The sequence below is a fragment of the Haloactinomyces albus genome (assembly GCF_031458135.1).
Classification (GTDB): Bacteria; Actinomycetota; Actinomycetes; order Mycobacteriales; family Pseudonocardiaceae; genus Haloactinomyces; species Haloactinomyces albus.
Genome location: NZ_JAVDXW010000001.1, coordinates 1,479,863 through 1,497,810, shown reverse-complemented (window position 1 = coordinate 1,497,810; position 17,948 = coordinate 1,479,863). Strand labels below are relative to the sequence as shown.

The 17,948-nt window shown below is 65.1% G+C and carries 17 protein-coding genes; all 17 read left to right on the top strand.

The features are described 5' to 3' along the window. Positions 1-57: 57 nt before the first annotated feature. Positions 58-795, top strand: coding sequence for an isocitrate lyase/phosphoenolpyruvate mutase family protein (locus JOF55_RS07005; protein WP_310271350.1), 738 nt, complete (start codon positions 58-60; stop codon positions 793-795). A 47-nt stretch (positions 796-842) separates the two neighbouring features. Next, positions 843-1,811, top strand: a complete 969-nt coding sequence (gene sbnA / locus JOF55_RS07000) for a 2,3-diaminopropionate biosynthesis protein SbnA (RefSeq protein ID WP_310271346.1) — start codon at positions 843-845, stop codon at positions 1,809-1,811. Further along, positions 1,808-2,866: a 2,3-diaminopropionate biosynthesis protein SbnB gene (gene sbnB / locus JOF55_RS06995; RefSeq protein WP_310271342.1), complete on the top strand. Its 1,059-nt coding sequence runs from the start codon at positions 1,808-1,810 to the stop codon at positions 2,864-2,866. Before sbnA ends, sbnB begins: the two co-directional genes overlap by 4 nt. Then, entirely contained in the window at positions 2,863-4,530 is a 1,668-nt protein-coding gene (locus JOF55_RS06990; RefSeq protein ID WP_310271339.1) for an amino acid adenylation domain-containing protein, read from the top strand. Before sbnB ends, JOF55_RS06990 begins: the two co-directional genes overlap by 4 nt. Further along, positions 4,527-5,705 carry a nucleotidyltransferase domain-containing protein gene (locus JOF55_RS06985; RefSeq protein ID WP_310271336.1) on the top strand — a complete coding sequence of 393 codons (1,179 nt, stop codon included), beginning with the start codon at positions 4,527-4,529 and terminating at the stop codon, positions 5,703-5,705. The genes JOF55_RS06990 and JOF55_RS06985 overlap by 4 nt, the downstream gene beginning before the upstream one ends. A gap of 36 nt (positions 5,706-5,741) precedes the next feature. Further along, a complete protein-coding gene (locus JOF55_RS06980) occupies positions 5,742-6,014 on the top strand; it encodes a phosphopantetheine-binding protein (protein WP_510184009.1) in 273 nt (90 codons plus the stop codon). Beyond that, on the top strand, positions 6,011-6,658 hold the full coding sequence (locus JOF55_RS06975) for a hypothetical protein (protein ID WP_310271330.1): 648 nt from the start codon (positions 6,011-6,013) through the stop codon (positions 6,656-6,658). The genes JOF55_RS06980 and JOF55_RS06975 overlap by 4 nt, the downstream gene beginning before the upstream one ends. A 56-nt stretch (positions 6,659-6,714) precedes the next feature. Next, positions 6,715-7,530 carry an amino acid kinase family protein gene (locus JOF55_RS06970; RefSeq protein ID WP_310271327.1) on the top strand — a complete coding sequence of 272 codons (816 nt, stop codon included), beginning with the start codon at positions 6,715-6,717 and terminating at the stop codon, positions 7,528-7,530. After that, complete coding sequence (locus JOF55_RS06965) at positions 7,527-8,735, top strand: pyridoxal-phosphate-dependent aminotransferase family protein (RefSeq protein WP_310271324.1); 1,209 nt, start codon at positions 7,527-7,529, stop codon at positions 8,733-8,735. Before JOF55_RS06970 ends, JOF55_RS06965 begins: the two co-directional genes overlap by 4 nt. A 44-nt stretch (positions 8,736-8,779) precedes the next feature. After that, positions 8,780-11,008 carry an FAD/NAD(P)-binding protein gene (locus tag JOF55_RS06960; protein ID WP_310271322.1) on the top strand — a complete coding sequence of 743 codons (2,229 nt, stop codon included), beginning with the start codon at positions 8,780-8,782 and terminating at the stop codon, positions 11,006-11,008. 8 nt (positions 11,009-11,016) lie between these two features. Beyond that, positions 11,017-11,730 (top strand): maleylpyruvate isomerase family mycothiol-dependent enzyme, encoded by a 714-nt coding sequence (locus tag JOF55_RS06955; protein ID WP_310271319.1) that lies wholly within the window; start codon positions 11,017-11,019, stop codon positions 11,728-11,730. A 64-nt stretch (positions 11,731-11,794) separates the two neighbouring features. After that, positions 11,795-12,436, top strand: a complete 642-nt coding sequence (phzG, locus tag JOF55_RS06950; RefSeq protein ID WP_310271317.1) for a phenazine biosynthesis FMN-dependent oxidase PhzG — start codon at positions 11,795-11,797, stop codon at positions 12,434-12,436. Then, positions 12,433-12,657, top strand: a complete 225-nt coding sequence (locus tag JOF55_RS06945; protein WP_310271314.1) for a hypothetical protein — start codon at positions 12,433-12,435, stop codon at positions 12,655-12,657. The genes phzG and JOF55_RS06945 overlap by 4 nt, the downstream gene beginning before the upstream one ends. A 7-nt stretch (positions 12,658-12,664) precedes the next feature. Next, a complete protein-coding gene (locus JOF55_RS06940) occupies positions 12,665-13,936 on the top strand; it encodes an MFS transporter (protein WP_310271311.1) in 1,272 nt (423 codons plus the stop codon). A gap of 33 nt (positions 13,937-13,969) precedes the next feature. After that, complete coding sequence (locus JOF55_RS06935; protein ID WP_310271308.1) at positions 13,970-15,250, top strand: ATP-grasp domain-containing protein; 1,281 nt, start codon at positions 13,970-13,972, stop codon at positions 15,248-15,250. Positions 15,251-15,393: 143 nt separating this feature from the next. Further along, on the top strand, positions 15,394-16,674 hold the full coding sequence (locus JOF55_RS06930; protein ID WP_310271305.1) for a condensation domain-containing protein: 1,281 nt from the start codon (positions 15,394-15,396) through the stop codon (positions 16,672-16,674). Beyond that, the gene (locus tag JOF55_RS06925; protein ID WP_310271302.1) at positions 16,665-17,900 is read left to right on the top strand and encodes an ATP-grasp domain-containing protein; all 1,236 of its coding nucleotides are present in this window, start codon (positions 16,665-16,667) and stop codon (positions 17,898-17,900) included. Before JOF55_RS06930 ends, JOF55_RS06925 begins: the two co-directional genes overlap by 10 nt. Positions 17,901-17,948: the final 48 nt, after the last annotated feature.

Genomic DNA, 17,948 nt, shown 5'->3' with positions numbered 1-17,948 from the left:
GCAGGGGCCCACCATGCTTTCAGTGGAGCTCTTGCTCAGGAGGCCGGTTTTTAGGCGGTGTGGTCGTCGAGTTTCGAGGTATCCGCATCGCGGTGCCTTCCCGACGCCAGTATTCTCAGCATGAAGGAGTACCTCGAGGCGGCCGCCAACATTCAGAAGGCTCTGGAGATCCCGGTGGTGGCCGACTGCGACACGGGCTACGGAGGCAATTACAACGTGGCCCACATGGTCCACGAATTCGAGGGTTCCGGCATTACTGCGGTCTGTATAGAGGACAAGCTGTTTCCCAAGATGAACAGCTTCGCGAGTGGTGACCAGACCCTGCTGAGCACCATGGATTTCGCGAGCAAAATCGAGACCGCCAAAAATGAGCAGTCATCCGAGGACTTCTTCGTCATCGCTCGGACCGAGGCTCTCATCGCCGGCCTGGGGGTCGATAAGGCCGTGGAGCGCTGCGCGGCATACGCCCAGGCAGGTGCCGATGCCGTGCTCATTCATTCCAAGGCTCCGAGCAAGGACGAGGTGATGGACTTCCTCGATCGCTGGGACAACCGCCTACCGGTGGTCATAGTTCCCACCACGTACCCCGATTGGCATATAGACGATGTCCGGGCGGCCGGCGTCTCCGCGGTCATCTACGCCAACCAGGGCATGCGTGCCGCGCTCACCGCCCTGCGCAACGCGTACAGCGCCATTTACGAAGCCGGCGATACCACTGTTCTGGAGCAGAAGATCGCTTCCGTGGGGGAAATCTTTCATCTGCAGCGTATGTCCGACTGGCAAAAGCACGCGTGAGAACTGCTCATGACGCATGGCGGGCGGGCTGGAGGTGAACAGAGCGCATGACCGTCATAACCGGGGCCCACGAGTTTCTCGACAGCGAGGTGTACATAGACCTGCGCCACGTACTCGACTCCCCCCTGTACCTCAAGTGCGAAGGTTTCAACTTCGCGGGCTCGGTCAAGGTCCGATCCGCCGCCTGGATGGTGGCGAGCGCACAGCGCGAAGGGATCATCGGCCCCGACTCCGTGCTGATCGAGTCGTCCTCCGGCAATCTCGGCGTGGCACTGGCCATGGTCGCCGCGTCGAAGGGGCTGAGATTCGTCTGCGTGACCGACCCGAAGTGCAACCCGTCCACGGCCGGTCTCATGCGGGCACTCGGTGCCGAGGTCGTGGTGGTCGACGAGCCCGATGCCACCGGGAGCTACCTCGCCGCCCGCAAGACCTATGTGCGGGAACGCTGCACGCAAGATCCGTCGTGTGTATGGCTCAACCAGTACGAGAACCCCGACAACTGGATCGCACACTACGAGAACACCGCCGCCCACATCGCCAAGCAGTTCCCCCACCTCGACACCCTGTTCATCGGGACCGGTACCGGCGGCACTCTCATGGGCTGCGCTCGGTACTTCCGCGAACATCGGCCGCAGGTGCGCATCATTGCCGTCGACAGCGTCGGATCGGTGAACTTCTCCGGTGCCCCCGGGGCCAGGCACATTCCGGGACTCGGCGCGAGCACCCCCATGCCACTGATCGATCCCGAACTGGTGGACGAGGTCGTACGGGTCCCCGAGCCGGACGCCATTCGAATGTGCAGAAGGCTCGCGGCGCAGGGGGTGCTTCTCGGCGGTTCGTCGGGAACCGTGGTCAGTGCTGCCCTCCAGTGGCTGAACCGGTACGCGGCGAAGGCGCCCACAGCCGTAGCCATCGCCCCCGATCTCGGTGAGCGATACATCGACACGATCTACGACGACGCATGGGTAGCCGAGCACTACCGCGACATCCCGCAGGATTTCTTGGAGAACCAGTGAACAATCAGGCTGAAATCCCGGACTTCTCGGTCGTACCGGGGGGAACCGTTCACCGCATGCTCGACGGCAGGCAGCACGAGGTCGTCGAACTCGTTCAGAAGACCTACCTCCTGCACGGAGAAGCCAGGACCGTCAACCCGCCCTCGTACTTCCTGAAGTTCCCCGACCGCCCCACCGCTCGCATCATCGCCCTTCCCGCTTCGCTCGGCGGTGCTTCCGCGGTTGACGGTCTCAAGTGGATCGCCAGCTTCCCGGACAACCCGGAGCGAGGGATCCCCCGGGCTTCCGCTGTCCTCATCCTCAACGATCCGGTTACCGGATACCCATACGCCTGTCTGGAGAGCTCCATCATCAGCGCGGCTCGCACGGCCGCGTCTGCCACGGTGGCAGCACGTGCCCTCACCGGAGGCAGGCCTGCACCACGCCGTATCGGTTACCTGGGCACCGGCCTCATCGCCCGCTATTTGCACGCATACCTGTCCGATCTCGGTTGGGCGCCGGAGGAGTTCGGTGTGCACGACTTGTCGGAGGAATACGCCCAGGGCTTTGCGGACCATTTGCGGAACACCGCGGGCGGTGTCCCCGTCCGGGTCCACGATTCCGCCGAGCGGCTGATCCGGTCGTCGGACGTGGTCGTCTGCGCCACCACCGCGGCCACTCCGCACATCACCGAGCCGTCCTGGTTCGACCACCATCCGCTGGTGCTCCACGTGTCCCTGCGTGACCTGAGCCCGGAGGTCATCCTCGACAGCGTCAACGTGGTCGACGACACCGAGCACGTCCTCCAGGCGAACACTTCGGTTCACCTGGCCGCACAGCGGGCCGGTGGGAGGGGTTTCATCGACGGCACCCTGTACGACGTCCTCACCGGAACCACCGACATCCCCACCGACCGCACTGTGGTCTTCTCGCCCTTCGGGCTCGGCGTGCTCGACCTGGCGGTGGGCGAGCACGTCCACACCCGCGCCAGGGAAGCCGGTGAACTCACCGTGGTCGAACGGTTCTTCCACGACGTGGAGCGTCATCGCAGCCCCGCCGGGGGTGCTGAACGATGACAACGCAGCACACGGGCGGGGCCGCGCGTATCCGGGGGGAACTGCCCCTCGCCCCCGAAGCGACCTCGCGCGCCGCCGACCTGGCCCTGCGCAATTCCGTGGAGATCGACACGGGGACCGGTGTTCTGGAGTACGTCACCAGGCGCGCGGAGAGCGACCCGGGGCGTCCCGCCATCACCGAAGGTGATCTGACGCTGAGTTACCGCGCCCTGCTGGAGCGGGTCACCGGGGTACGTACGTCGCTGCTGGCCCAAGGACTCGGTGCTGGAGAGGTCGTCGCGACCGTCGGTCCCCGTAGCACCGACACCCTCGTCGTCTTCTTGGCTCTGGAGAGCATCGGGGCGTCTTACCTGCCCATCGACCCGGACTGGCCGGAGGAGCGCGTCCGCTACGTGCTCGGACGCAGCCGGTCCGCCCTGCTGCTCGACTACGCCGCCACCGAGAGCGACTCCCGGACTGCGCGGGCGGCCGCGGTCGCCGAACAGACTGAGGTGCTGCGCTTGTCCGAGTTGGGCGGAACGGGGGGACTCCCGCCGATGGACGTGTCGGACCGCTCACAGGAAATTCGCTACACGATATTCACCTCGGGCACCACCGGACGCCCCAAGGGGGCGACGGTCGAGCACCAAGGCATGCTCAATCACCTGTGGGCCAAGGTCGCAGACCTGGCACTGGACGCCGATGACGTGCTCGCCTTCACGGCCCCGCTGGTCTTCGACATCTCGATCTGGCAGATGCTCTGCCCGCTGCTGGTCGGCGGACATGTCGTGGTCGTCGACGACGCGGACATGCGTTTCCCGCGCCGCCTCGTCAAGACCCTCGAGCGCACCGGCGTGACTGTCGTCGAACTCGTTCCCACCGTCGTCGGTTGGCTCGTCGACGAGACGTGCCGGCCCGGCGGTGCGGAGCTGAACGGACTGCGCCGACTGCTCTCCACAGGGGAGGAACTCCGTCCGGCCACGGCGGCACGTGTTCTCGAGGCGCTGCCGCACGTGTCCCTGATCAACGCTTACGGGCCGACCGAGTGCTCCGACGACGTGACCCATCATGTGGTGACGCGGGCGGACATCGCCCGCCCGCGGCTCCCGGTCGGTTCACCGATCGCCAACACGGTGCTCTACCTTCTCGTGCAGGGGGAGAACGGCACTTGGCGCGCGGCCGAGCCGGGTGAGCCCGGTGAACTGTTCGTCGGTGGTACCGGCGTCGGCTTGGGATACCTCAACGATCCCGAAACCACCACACGGGCCTTCTTCCATGACCCTTTCGACCCGGCCTCACCGACCCGGCGGCTGTATCGAACCGGTGATCTCGCCTGTTTCGACGAGGGGTTCGTCCAGTACCTCGGGCGTAGTGATCGGCAGGTCAAGGTGGCCGGTGTGCGGATGGAACTCGACGAGATCGAGGTTGCACTCAGCCGTCATCCGGGAATCGAGAACTGCGCCGTCACGGTCTCGGGCGATGGGGATCGCCCGGAACTCGTCGCCCATTACTCCCCGCGCGGACCGGTCGCACCGAAGGAGCTGGAGGAAGCCCTTCGTGCCGCAGTCCCTCCGGCCATGGTGCCCCGGCAATGGCGGGAATGGGACCAGTTGCCCCTTACCCACAACGGAAAGGTCGACCACCGATCCCTCCGGGCGGCTGTCGATCAGGAAGGAGCACGATGACCACTGCACCGGAGAGGAGTTCCTCTCCTGCCGGGACCGCCTCCACGGCCGATTCCGAACTGCCCGCACACGCCCGCTTGCTGTTGATCTTGGCTCGGCTACGGCTCGGCCCGGAGCAGCGGCATGCTGTTCGTGCCCTCACGGCGAGCGACGAGATTGACTGGGGCGCTTTCCTCGACGCTGCGGCTCGACACAAGTTGCTCCCCCTGGTTGGGCGCCATGTCTTCAACTATCGGCTGGACCGCGCCGTCGATGGAATGAAGGGATTTCCCTACGGGTGGGTCTTCACCACCGCCCATCTCGGGAACCGTCAGCGAAACCTGGCACTGGCCGACGAGTTCGGCAGGGTGTTCGGCGAGATGGCGGAGGCGGGAGTCGGGCATGCCGTGCGCAAGGGGTTCTCCCTCGCTGAAGGTGAGTACGGTGACCCGTCGCTGCGTCGGATCAACGACCTGGACCTGCTGGTGGACATCGAGGACGTTCCGCGGGCTCACGAGGTGCTGGAACGACTCGGCTACGTCCAAGGACAGCTCGTCGAGGACGGCGAACAGGTGCAGCCGTTCAGCCGAAAGACTCGGATCTTCTGGCGCGTCAACCTGAGCAATCAGCTCCCCTACCTGAAAGCCGGGCACCGACCGGATGTGCCGGAATTCAACGTGGACCTGTGTCAGGACGTTTTCCAGAAGAAATCGGGCGTGAGTGCACCGGCCGCTGAACTGCTGGACAGGAGTGTGCCCGCTGTACTGTGCGGATCCAGGACTCGGGTTCCGAGCCCCGCTGACCGCCTTCTGGACCTGTGCTCCCACCTGCATAAGGAGGCGACCAGCCTGCGCTTCATCGAGGACAGCGTCGATCTGCAGATGAGCAAGTTTCTCGACCTCGCACTCGTGGCCGAAAGCTACCGCGATGCCGACTGGCAGGAGTTCCTCGTCCGCGTCGGGAACTACGGCGCCGAGTCGATCGTGTACTACTCGCTGCATTTTACCGCCGTGCTCTATCCGGAAGCGATTCCGACGAAGGTTCTCGATGCGCTGCGGCCCGGGAACACCGACTACCTGGAGGAGTACGGAACCCTCGACGGCAGGACGGCTCGGTGGTCACTGGGATTCCTGGAACGTCTCTTCGACACCGGACGCAAGGAGGGCAGCGGAAGCTCGAATGTTCCCCACGACTGATTTGCATCCGCTACTTCATCGAAATCGGGGTAATCCATGAACCCACTCTGGGACAGCCGTTTCGAGGAGCTGGTGAGGCGCCATGTCGACCTCGCCTCCGATGCCGTAATGCGGGTGGACACAGATCTGCCCGGCCATGGGCTCGACTCCATCGCCATCGTCGAGCTGGTCGTCTCCCTCGAGGACACCTATGGCATCGAGATTCAGGACGAGAAACTTACTCAGCAGACTTTCGCGACTCCGGGAGTTCTGTGGTCGGTCGTTTCCGAGTTGCAGGAGCGGATTCCGAGCAAGGGGGGTACGGCATGATCGTCTCGCTCGTAGGTTCCGACGGAGCCGGCAAGTCCACTGTCACCCGGCTCGTCGCTCAACGCCTCGATGACAGCGAGATACCAACCGAGCGGGTCGATCGGTGGGACATCGTCGACAACTCCGCCTACCCTGCGACTCGCTTCATGAAGCCGGATGTTCCCGACACCCGGCTCTGCGTCGCGGAGATGCCGAACACCACCCGGTTTCTCTTTCTGATGTGGTCCATCTCCCACGCCCTCCTGGGGCGAGTCCCCGAGGCGATCCGCTCGGATACGGTCACGCTGCTCGACGGTTACTGGATGAAGCATGCCGCGAGCGAGATCGTCTACGGTCTCGACAGCTCCTGGGCGGAGGGTGTGGTGTCCGCTCTGCCCGTCCCCGAGCAGACCATCTACCTTCGGCTCTCCCCCGAGCGAGCCTGGGAACGCAAGGTCGGCAGGGACGTCGTTCCGTACGAGTGCGGGATGGACCCGGAGTGTGCCCGGGAGAGTTTCCTGACGCACCAGGAGCGCCTCCTCTCCGTGCTCGACGGTTGGGCGGAACGATACGGGTGGCTGACCGTGGACGCGGAAGAGCCCTTGGACGACGTGGTCGAACGGGTCGTCACCGAGGCTTCCCGGGTCGCTGTGGGGGCCCGGTGAGGACGCGGACAGCGGTGTCCCGGCCATGTTGCAGGGTGGGGGAGCCGCGCACACTCGTGATCAAGGTCGGGGGCAGTCTGGTCTCCGACAAGTGCACCGACGACCATCTCGACGCCACCGCCGTACGTGACTACGCGAGTCTCGTCGCCGATCTCGTACGGACCTTCCCGGGGAGGGCCGTCTTCGTCGCCGGTGGCGGCGCACTTGGCCACGGTTCGGTCCGCGACCTCGATGCCGCGGACGAATTCGCATCTCTGGGACTCACCAATGCGACGTTCGCCGTCAAGTGGGCGTGGACCACGGCGTTCCGCGAGGCGGGCATACGTGCCATGCCAATGCAGGTCGCGGCGATTTGCTCGGAACGCGGGGACGGCATCGCAGCTGACATCACAGTTGTTCGACGGCTCTTGGCCGAAGGTGTGCTGCCGGTGCTGTCGGGTGACTGCGTTCTCACGGCTGCCGGGGGCTTGCGGATATTCGGAAGCGACCATGTGCCCGGGATGCTCATCGAAGATTCCCTCGCTCCTGTGCGCATCGTGACGCTCACCGATGTTCCGGGCATCCTGACCGGCAGCAGCGAGGACGACCCCGTACTGCCGTGGGTCGATGCCGATGATCCCGCGCCTGCGCACAAGCTCGTGTGGGAGGCCGCCGAGTGGGACACCAGCGGGGCCATGGGGGGCAAGCTCGACGCGTTGGTGGCGCACGCGCAGCGCGGAGCCGAATGTGTGGTCACCGGCGGTGACCGATACGCGGCCGGGCTGCGCCACATGTTCGCGCCGATCGCCGAATGGCCGCAGGCCGTGCCTTACACCCTGATCGCGCGGGCAACCCCGCCGCGGGACAACTCACGGGTAGGAGGCCGTGGATGACCGCATCGGTCGACTCCGGCTGCTCACCCGGAGCGCTCCTCCGTACTTCTCAACGTCTGTCCTCGGGAGTTTCCGACGTGTATTCGAGTACTGCCGCACCCACTGCCGATCACCTGGTGCTGCTCAACCCCGGACCGGTCAACGTGCACGACGACGTACGTGCCGCCATGGCCTCTCCCGACCAGTGCCATCGGGAGCCGGAAGCTGCCGCGCTCATGACCCGTGTCCGTGAGAAGGCCACGCGGATCAGCGGTGGCGACGATCGGCACACCTCGGTGCTGCTCGCTGGTTCCGGCACTGCTGCTCTGGAGGCCACCTTCTCCTCGATCGTGCCCGAGGACGGCCGCATCCTGATTCTGGACAATGGCAACTACGGCGAACGTCTCCGGCGCATCGTCGAAGTACACGGCATTGCGCACCGTCGTATGGAGTTCGGCTGGTGCAATCCGATCGACGTCGCCGCTGTTGACCGGGCACTCGCCGAGGACCCGGGTATCACCCACGTCGGCCTGGTCCATCACGAGACAAGCACCGGGATGCTCAACCCACTGCGGGAGATAGGGGCCGTGGTCGCCAAGCACGGTCGTCGACTCGCCGTCGACGCCATCAGCAGCCTCGGATCGGAGCGCCTCGACTTGGACGTCGACCACATCGACTGGTGTGTCGGCACCGCCAACAAGTGCTTGGAAGGGCTGCCCGGGGTGAGCTTCGTGACGGCCTCCCGCGCACAGTTCGAAGCGTTGGAAACGGTACCGACCCGCACTTTCTATCTCGACCTGTACGGCCACTTCATCTCGCAGGACAGGAAGAACGCGCCGCTGTTCACCCCGGCTCTCCAGGTGCTGACCGCTTTCGAGAAAGCTCTGGACAAGTCCTTGGAGGAGAGTGTCGAAGGGCGTGGCAAGCGGTACACCGCACTGGCCGAGATGATCCGCGCGGGCCTGGCCGAACGGGATGCCCGGTTTCTGTTGCCGGTGGAGCAGCGCGCCAATTCAGTGACCCACGTCTACGTGCCCCACGGCATGACCTACGAGGAGCTACACGACGGTTTGAAGGCCGAGGGCTACGTCATTTACTCCACGCAGTCGCGGCTCGGGGGCGTCTTCCGGGTCGCCAATATGGGACAGCTCGACGGCGCCGACATCGCCGGCTTCCTGGCGGCCTTCGACCGAGTGGTCGTCGAGGAGACCGCCCCGGAGGCGTGACGGAAAGGCCGGAATGGCCAACAGATCCCACAAGGAGACTCACCATGCCTTCCAACAGACTGGCCATTGTCGGTGCGGGACCCAGCTGCACCTATGTGCTGGACCGGCTTGCCGCGACAGCGCGGGCAGCAGCCGCTCCGATATCTCTCGGCATTCACATCTTCGATCGTTCGGGGCAGTTCGGTGCTGGCCAGGTGCACAGCATCGACCAGCCGGTCACCAGTTTCCTCAATCGTATTGTCGGTCAGGTTGCCTTCGCGGCCGACGAGAGCGTGGTCGGAGCAGGGCCGCTGCTGCCGAAGGAGGAACGGCCAACCCTGCTGGAATGGTGCCGCACCAGGTACGAGGAGACCGGGGACACCGCTTTTGACCTGGTGGCAGAGGACTGGCCGAAGCGTTACATCCACGGCTTGGCGCTGCGGGAGCAGTTCTTTCGTTATGTCAGGATGCTGCGTGAGGTGCCGGGGATGGAGGTCCATTTACACCACGCGGAGGTGACCGATCTCGAGGAGCTGTCCGACGGCAGGTTGCGGGTCCTTGGTGAGGACGGTGAGCAGGTTCTGGACGCCGACCACGTGCTGATGCTCACCGGCCATTCCTCCAACGCCCCGGTGCGTTACCCCCGCCAGGCCGCGTGGGCGCGGTTCGCCGAACGTCACCCTGCTGGGTTCGTTCCCTCCGCCTATCCGCTCGAGAATGCTTTCGAACCGGATCGGGCCGGGCCCGGCAGCACGGTCGGGTGCGTCGGTATGGGGTTGACCGGCATCGATGTGATCCTGCACTTGACCGAGGGCAGAGGTGGTGTCTTCGAGGAGCAGGGCGATGGCACGCTCACTTACCGTGCCTCGGGCGAGGAGCCCGATTCCATCGTCATGTTCAGTCGTGCCGGGCTGTTCACCTTCGCCCGTCCCTACAACGCCAAGGAGCGAAATCCGGAGGAACTCGAGCACAAGGGCGTCTTCCTCACCGAGGACGCGGTGGGCAGGTTACGGCGGACGGTCGGCCGGTCCACCACCATCGGCGGCCTCGAGCAGTGGCAGCTCAACTTCCGGGACCATATTTTTCCCGTGGTCGTACTGGAAATGGCTCATCTGTACTACACGACGCTGTTCGGCGCCGACTTCGGCGGCCATCTCGAGAGGGCCGCGCGTCCCGAATACGATGCGTTCCTCGCGGACGGAGGCGGGGGAGCGGAGTCCGACCTCTCCGTACGGCGTCTTCTCGCTCCTCTCGAAGCTCTCGTCGAAGAAGGCGTCGAGATGGTCGACAGTGTCCTGTCAGGCGATTTCGCGCTCAGTGCGGCCAAGGAAAGCGATTGGGATGTCGAGGCGGCGCTGCGCCGATTTCTGAACGTGGTTTTCGGGACGGAGAAGGCCGACGGGATCGTCGGCTCCCTCGAAGATCCCGCCGGGCTCGCCGCCGCCGTCGCCGGGGCCGAGTCTCCGTGGCGGCATCCCAAGAAGGCTGCGGACAACCGTTTCTCGTGGGAACGTTCGATCTGGCCGATCCCCCGCGACTCGTTCTCCACAGGCGAGGAGTACCGACGTGCCCTGCTGGATTTTATCGACGTCGATCACCGCTGGGCCGCCCAGGACAACCTGACGAACCCGGCGAAGGCAGCGGCTGACGGCGTGTGGCGCGATCTACGGGGCGTTCTCGCTGCCGCAGTGGACTTCGGCGGTCTACACGCATCCTCGCACCGTGACTTCCTCGACGTCTTCATGCGTCACCACAATCGGCTCTGCAACGGTGCCGCGCTCGAAGTGATGGAGAAGATTCGAGCGCTGATCGAATGCGGACTGGTGGACGTGTCGGCCGGCCCGAAATCCGATATAGCCATGGACGAGGAGAACGGGCGGTTCGTGGTGTGCGGGCCTCTCACGGGCGCCGTGCTGCCGATCGATGTCCTCGTCGACTCCCGTGTCCATCCCTTCGACGCCGAGAACGACGTCCTGCCCATCTACCCGAACCTGTTGCAGCGTGGCATCGTCCGGAAGTGGCGCAATCCGGGACTCCACGAACCGGATTTCGAGCCGGGTGGCCTCGACCTCACCGAGGACTTCCACCCGGTGCGAGCCGAGGGGACGGTGGACAAGCGGTTGACTCTGCTCGGTCCGCCGAGCGAGGGCGTCATGTTTTTCCAGCTCGGTGCGCTCAGGCCGAACCAGAACCACCACGTCATGCAGGACATCCTGCGATGGATGCGGGAGTTCTGGGAGCAGGTCGACAAGAGTTCGGAGCTCGACGACATGCTCACGACTGCGGAGGTGTGACAGAACAGATGAGTCAGCGGGACACCGAGCCCAGGAAGCGGCTCGAGGAGATCGCCGAGACGCACCGGTGGTTGCGGTCGGATGCGTCTGCACTCGACGATTCCCGGATGCGGGAGGCGACCGGTCTTCCGGGGTGGAGCAGGGGGCACGTCCTGACCCATCTCGGAGATCTCGCAAGAGCCTTCGCACGTCAGGCGCGTTCCGCCCTCGAGGGTCGTATCGTCGCGGTCTACGACGACGGTCGTCCCGGCCGCGACGCCTCCATCGAGAAGGGGGCGGGGCGATCGGCCGGTGAGCTCATGGCGGACCTGGAGGACGGACTCACCCGGCTCGAGGAGGCTTGGGCCGAGTTGGGTCCGGACGACTGGAGCCTGCCATCCGCCTATCGTGATTCGACGTTGCTGGCGACTCAGCTGTGCTGGTGGCGCGAGGTGCACGTGCACTATGCCGACCTCGAAGTCGGGTACGGGGCGGACGACTGGAGCGATGCCCTCGGCGAGCACCTGGTCGGCTACCTGCTGCCGCGTCTCCCGGAGAACCGGACCACGGTTCTTCTGGCCGGTGACACGGACCGTCGCTGGGAGTACGGAACGGGCACTCCCACCACGGTTCACGGCCTTCAGAACACTTTGGCGGCCTGGCTCACCGGACGCCCGGTGAGCCGGACTCCCAAGGCGTACGGGTCCACCGACTCGTTGCCGGAACTCGGTCCATGGCCTTGATCCACCACAGGAATTACCGCCCAACAGGGGCTTCGACACGAGAGACGAGTAAGGAGACGACCGGATGGCGCCGAACACGCACACGCTCAGTGGTGACACCGCTCTGGTGTTGCCGGAATTCGACACACCTCCGCAGGAACCGCACGGACTGATGCACGAGTGGCTGGAATCCGCGGTGAACCGCGGGGTGCGTGAGCCGTTCGCCGCCGTGCTGGCCACGGCCGATTCATCGGGCAAGGCGTCGAGCAGGGTGCTACTGGTGAAGGAGATCGACGAGCGAGGACTGCTGTTCACCAGTTTTCAGGGCAGTCGGAAAGGCCGCGACTTGGCGTCCTCGCCCTGGGCCTCGATCACCTTCTACTGGCGTGAAAGCCTTCAGCAGCTCACGGCAGAAGGCCCGGTCGAAATCCTGGCCGCGGAGGATTCCGACGCGCTCTTCGCCCGGCGTCCGCTCGCTGCGCAGGCGACGACCGCAGTGTCGAGCCAGAGCCGCCCCCTGAACGATGAGCCGGAGCTCCGGTCCAGGGCCGAAGCTCTGGTGGAGGCAGGGCAACCGGTGCCGCGGCCCACCGAGTGGACCGGTTACCGATTGGTGCCGCACAGCATCGAGTTCTGGTACGGCAGCCCTGACCGACTGCACCGTCGGCTGCGCTACGAGCGGTCCGGCGACAGCTCTCCCTGGACTCATCAGCGGCTCCAGCCATGAGCGACGCGGACGTGCCCGTTCTCGGCGGAAGAGCCCCGGAGTACCCGAAGCACGATCCCGAATCTCTTCAAGCAGTGGGCTGTGACCTGGCCGGCGATGTCTTCGGGCTGCCGCAGCGGATCGACGGTCATGACGATTGCGTACGGGACCACCGGATTCACCACCGTTCCTTCGTGTCCGGTTCGGACATCGGGGCGCCCTGCCCCTCGATTGCCTGGTAGGTGGAACATGTCACTGCTCAAGCACGGGGATTTCCGCCTGTTCTGGGCGGCGCAGACGGCCAGTATGCTCGGCACTCACATGACCAGGGTGGCTCTCCCGCTTCTGGCGGCAACCTTGCTGGCCGCGTCACCATTCCAGATGGGATTGTTGCAGGCGACGCAGACCGTCGCGTATCTGCTCGTTGGGCTACCGGCGGGCACGTTGATCGATCGGATGCGCCGACGTCCCATCCTCATCGTCTGCGACGTTTTGCGTGCCCTGCTTCTGACCTGCACGGTGGTGGGGTTCGCACTGGGATGGATGAATTTCACCGGCCTGATGATCATGTCACTGGCTATCGGCCTCGCCAGCGTTTTCTTCGAGATCGCGTACCACTCGTACATTCCGGCCGTCGTGGGACTGGACCATCTTGTCGAGGGTAACGCCAAGCTGGAGAGCACGAACGCGGTCTCCAGGATGGCGGGGCCTGCTCTCGGCGGCTCTCTGGTGCAGCTTGTGGGGGCCTCCCTCGCCGTGTCTTTTCAAGCCTTCGCCCACTTGCTGTCGGTCGGCCTGCTGTCTCGTATCAGGACTGTCGAAGAGAAGCCGAAGCACAGCGAGAGACGAAGCATGGGGGCCGACATCAGGAGCGGCCTGCTTTTCGTTCTGCGGCAGCCGATTTTCAGAGCCGTTACCGGATCCGCTGCCACCTACAATTTCTTCTACGGCATGGCACTGCCCCTGGTGATGCTGCTGTTGGTGGATGAGATCGGTCTGGCCGGTACCACAGTCGGTCTGCTCATGGCGGTCAGCGGATTGGGCGGCATCACGGGTGCGACGGTGGCCGGATGGCTCACCGCTCGGCTCGGTCAGGTGCGAACCATGTGGATGTCGTATCTGGTCGCGGTGCCGATGACACTGTTGATTCCGTTCTCGGGCACAGGCTGGGCAATCGCGTTGTTCGCGATTCCCTGGTTCACCGTCAGTCTCGGAATCGTCATTTACAACGTGGGCCAGGTCAGCATTCGTCAGGCCCTGTGCCCGCCGCAGATGCTGGGCAGGATGAACGCCAGTGTGCGGTTCATCGTTTGGGGAATCCTCTCGCTCGGATCGCTTACCGGCGGTGTTCTCGGAGAGTGGATCGGCGTTCGTGGAGGCCTGTTCGTGGCCGGCATCGGTATGACCTCCGGTGTCCTGTGGTTGCTCCTTTCCCGGTTGTCCGGGATGCGCGACCTACCTGCCGAGGAGACGAGGCCTGCTCCACAGGAACCGCCCCTCGCCTCCGACACCTCCAAATGACCGGCCCCGAGATTCTGATCAAGGAGTATGCGTATGGCTCCCCGGGAGTTCCCCCGTATCGTCGTTTTCGTCGAGTCACCACTGACCGGTGCCGGCCAGGACTGTGCCAAGTTCCTGCTGGAGCAGGGGGTGACCCCTCTCGTGCTGGCAGCCTCCCCGGACTCGATGGCCCCTTCGCTGCGACGTGACTTTGCCGATCTGAACGTGGAGATCCGTTCTTGCGACACGCACAGCGTCGACGCCGTCTTGGCGGCCTGCCGGAAGATCGCCGCAGAGGGAGAACTGATCGGTGTTACCTCGGTGTACGAGTACTACTGTGATATCGGCGCCGAAGTCGCCTCCCGGCTCGGACTGGCCGGCCCGGACCCTGCAGCCGTGACCGCCTGCCGCTCCAAGGCGTCCATGCGCCGGGCGATGGCGGGTACCCCTGGTCTCAATCCTCTCTTCCAGGTCTGTGCGTCCCCGGGGGAGGCAGTGGCTGCCGCTGCCGAATTCGGCTTCCCCGTGGTCGTCAAACCGCTCGACCTCACCGGCAGTCTGTGGGTGCGCCGCTGCGACTCGGCCGACCAGGTCACCGCGATCACCGAGGAGATCATGCGGATCGGGGAGTACCTCGGGCAGAAGGTGACGCCCCAGGTCGTTGTCGAGGAATGTGTGCCGGGAGACGAGTACTCCGCTGAGGTCGTGCATGGACGGGTACTCGGCCTCACCGAGAAGATCTGCAGCGAACCACCATTTTTCCTGGAAATGGGCCATATTTTCCCGGCCCCCGTCTCGGGCGCGCGAGAGCGTCTACTGCTCGAAAAGGCAGAGCAGGCTGTGAAGGCGATCGGTGTGATCTGGGGGCCGGCTCATGTGGAGCTGAAGCTCACGGCCGATGGTGAGGATGCCCGGGTGATCGAGGTCAACGGGCGGATCGCAGGGGACCGCATCCCTGAACTGGTCCGTGTCACCAGCGGAGTTGACATGTGTCGGCTTCACATGACTGCGCTGATCGGCGGAATACCCGACCTGACCCTGGACTGCGACCGCACCGCGGTCGTGCACTTCCTCATGTCGGCGCCGCTGGGCCGCCTCGATGCCATTGACGGTGTGGCGGAGGCAGAGTCGATGGAAGGTGTGCATGAAGTGCACATGCGACCTGGAGTGCAACCCGGCATGGTTTACAGGGCCAACGGCTCGAATCGCGACCGTGCTGCCTGGGTCATCGCGGAAGGCGCTGACCGGGACGAAGCCCTGAGCCGTGCCAGGGCGGCGGGTGAGAAGCTGATTTTCAGCTGGTCACCCTTCGACGAGTCCGAAGGGCGGTCCTAGTCGCCATGGTGGGGCTCGAGTACAGCGCGGTTCGCTTCACCGGCGGTGAGAACCGGCTGGTTCCCCTCACATGGAGTCAGCAGTACTACCTGGCGGAGACGGATTCGGCTCGGTCATTCGGATGCGGCCTGGTAATCAGGAGATTGTACGAATTGCAGCACGGTGTCACCGAAGCCGAAGTGGCCGATGCCCTGAGAACGCTGCTGCAGCGCTTCGAGGGTCTGCGCAGTACCGTGGTGCGCGAAGGACCTTCCACGCGGCAGCGCGTCCATGCTGAGGGTACCGTGCGGCTCGCTGTCCACGAGGCGGGAGCGGGGGATGCAGCGGTGGACGCGGCTGCCGCCGTTGTCGAGGAGCTCGCGGAGGAACCGTTCGACGTGGCCGCTGAGTGGCCACTGCGCGCCGCGGTGGTGACAGAGGGACTGGCCCCCCGGTTTCTGGCGCTGGTGTTCAGTCACCTCGCGGTGGACGCGTTCGCTCTCCTGCCCGTTACCGACCATCTTGTTGCCACCGTCGCCGTACGCCATCCGGACTGGCCGGAGTCCCGCACGGGGGAACCGGGACGCCAGCCGTACGAGCAGGCGGCCGCAGAGGCGGGGGAAGGCGGCCAACGGATGGCGGAGCGGGCCTTAAGGCGAATCGCGGACGTGTTTCGCCGGATGCCGGCTGCGCCTCCACCGCGGGGTGCCACGCCGGAGGGAGACCGGTTCCGTTCGTTGTCCCACCGGTCGCCCGCACTCGACCTGGCGGTGGGCGCAGTGTCTCTGCGCTGCGGAGAGAGCGTGGCCGCCGTGCTCACGGCAGCCATGATCGCGGTCGATTCGGCTTTCGAGGGCAGCAGTACCGGCTATGCGCAGCTGATCACCGCCAACCGGTCGCGACCGGAGCTGGTCAATGCCGTGGTGCCCTGTTCTCAACCCGTCCCCTGTTGTGTGGACATCGGTCGGGAGCCCTTCACGGAGCTGGTCCACAGAACGGCGTCAGCCGCGCTGGGTGCACACCGGTTCGGTTCTTACCCCCCCACCGGACTCGTCGAGATTCACCGGGCTGTCGAAGAGGAACGGGGTGTGCGGCTGGACATCTCCCCCACGCTCAACTACCGGCCGAGAGCCACCTCGTTACCCCGACGCGAGGTGACGGAGGAGGAGCTCAGCGGGATGGCGTCCCTGCGTCGCACCTCCTGGACATTCGATGATCCGTTGTGGCAGGCATCGCGCTACCTGAGTGCGGACGTGAGCGAGGCGGGGATTCACCTCCTGCTCCAAGTGGACACTGCGATGCGCTCTCCCGGCTGGGCTGAGCAATGGATGGAGGCATTGGAGTCCTTGCTGTGCGCAGCCGCGGTACGCGAGGTCGGCGTAGACGAGCTGGTGAGTTTCGGGAGGCAATCGGAAGCACGGAATCAGGAGTCGCCATGCCACTGACCGCTACGGAGCGAACTGTTGTACTGATCGGTGTGGGAGGCATGGCCGAGGGCTATTTGTCCGCCGCCGAAACGATGGGGTTGCGGGTGGGAGTGGTGGAGACCGCCGATCGGTGTGGGGCACTCGCATCGCGCTTCTCGTGCATTGCCGACTTCGAGCCGGTGGAGGAGGGGGCACAGGACGAAGCATGGCTGGCTCCGGCCACGGTGCTGGCGGACCGCATGCGGCCTCGTGGGGTCCTGGGGTTTGCCGAGCCGCATGTACTGGCTACGGCGATCCTTCAGCACCGTCTGGGGGTTCCGGGGCCCGGACTGGACGCCGCAGTCATCTCTCGGAACAAGGCCCTTCAGCGTGGTGAGTTCGAGCGTGCCGACCTGCCGCAGCCCGGGTACTTGCACGATCGACTGCAGAACGCGACGGAGTGGGCTCTGCCCAGACTGCCGGTGGTGGTTAAGCCCGTCTCGATGCAAGGCAGCCGGGGAGTGGAGAGGATTGACACCCCCGAAGAGTGGCAGGACGCCTTGGCGCGCAGGGGCTCCGAGGGTCCGTTGCTGGTGGAGGAGTACGTCGAGGGGCACGAGTACAGCGTCGAGGCGTTGGTGGAGAACGGCAGGGTGTTGTTCACCAACCTGACTCGGAAGGAGACCACCGGCGCGCCGTTCTTCGTCGAGCTTCTTCACGAGGCCGGTTACGGCACCGAGCGTCCGGTGCTGCGCAAGGCGTCCGAGGAGTTGTGTCGGAAAGTGGTGGCAGCCATGGGGGTTTCCACCGGCATCGTGCACCTGGAGTTCAGGACACCCATTGCCGAGGAACTCGTGATCATGGAGGTCGCTGTGCGTACGCCCGGTGACCATCTCATGGAGATCGTCTCCCGTGCCCACGGTGTCGATATCTACGAGGCCTGCTTGCGACTGGCTCTGCAGGAGACGCCGGAGCTGCCGCCGGGATCGGAACCTGCGCGCTCGGCCGGAAGCCTCTTCCTCAGTGCGGAGTGTGCGGGGACCCTGGTCGCGCTCGACCTCGCGGACTGGGCGTCCCACTCGGGAGTCGCCCGATACGGCATACGGCTGTCTGCCGGTACGCCCGTGCGTCCTGCCGAGAGTTCCGGGGACCGACTGGCCTATGCCGTGCTCGACTGTGCCAATGCGGAGGAAATGCGCCGACTCGCCGAGGAATTACGCGTCTCCGCGTCCTGTGAGATCGCCGAAGGATCTCCCACCGCGTGAGCGGCCCTGTGCCTGCCTGCGCGGACTTGTCCTTCCCAGCATAAGGAA

Coding starts and splice junctions, on each gene's coding strand:
- sbnA (WP_310271346.1), top strand. CDS start 843: ATGACCGTCATAACCGGGGCCCACGAGTTTCTCGACAGCGAGGTGTAC.
- JOF55_RS06990 (WP_310271339.1), top strand. CDS start 2,863: ATGACAACGCAGCACACGGGCGGGGCCGCGCGTATCCGGGGGGAACTG.
- JOF55_RS06985 (WP_310271336.1), top strand. CDS start 4,527: ATGACCACTGCACCGGAGAGGAGTTCCTCTCCTGCCGGGACCGCCTCC.
- JOF55_RS06980 (WP_510184009.1), top strand. CDS start 5,742: ATGAACCCACTCTGGGACAGCCGTTTCGAGGAGCTGGTGAGGCGCCAT.
- JOF55_RS06975 (WP_310271330.1), top strand. CDS start 6,011: ATGATCGTCTCGCTCGTAGGTTCCGACGGAGCCGGCAAGTCCACTGTC.
- JOF55_RS06965 (WP_310271324.1), top strand. CDS start 7,527: ATGACCGCATCGGTCGACTCCGGCTGCTCACCCGGAGCGCTCCTCCGT.
- JOF55_RS06960 (WP_310271322.1), top strand. CDS start 8,780: ATGCCTTCCAACAGACTGGCCATTGTCGGTGCGGGACCCAGCTGCACC.
- JOF55_RS06955 (WP_310271319.1), top strand. CDS start 11,017: ATGAGTCAGCGGGACACCGAGCCCAGGAAGCGGCTCGAGGAGATCGCC.
- phzG (WP_310271317.1), top strand. CDS start 11,795: ATGGCGCCGAACACGCACACGCTCAGTGGTGACACCGCTCTGGTGTTG.
- JOF55_RS06945 (WP_310271314.1), top strand. CDS start 12,433: ATGAGCGACGCGGACGTGCCCGTTCTCGGCGGAAGAGCCCCGGAGTAC.
- JOF55_RS06940 (WP_310271311.1), top strand. CDS start 12,665: ATGTCACTGCTCAAGCACGGGGATTTCCGCCTGTTCTGGGCGGCGCAG.
- JOF55_RS06935 (WP_310271308.1), top strand. CDS start 13,970: ATGGCTCCCCGGGAGTTCCCCCGTATCGTCGTTTTCGTCGAGTCACCA.
- JOF55_RS06925 (WP_310271302.1), top strand. CDS start 16,665: ATGCCACTGACCGCTACGGAGCGAACTGTTGTACTGATCGGTGTGGGA.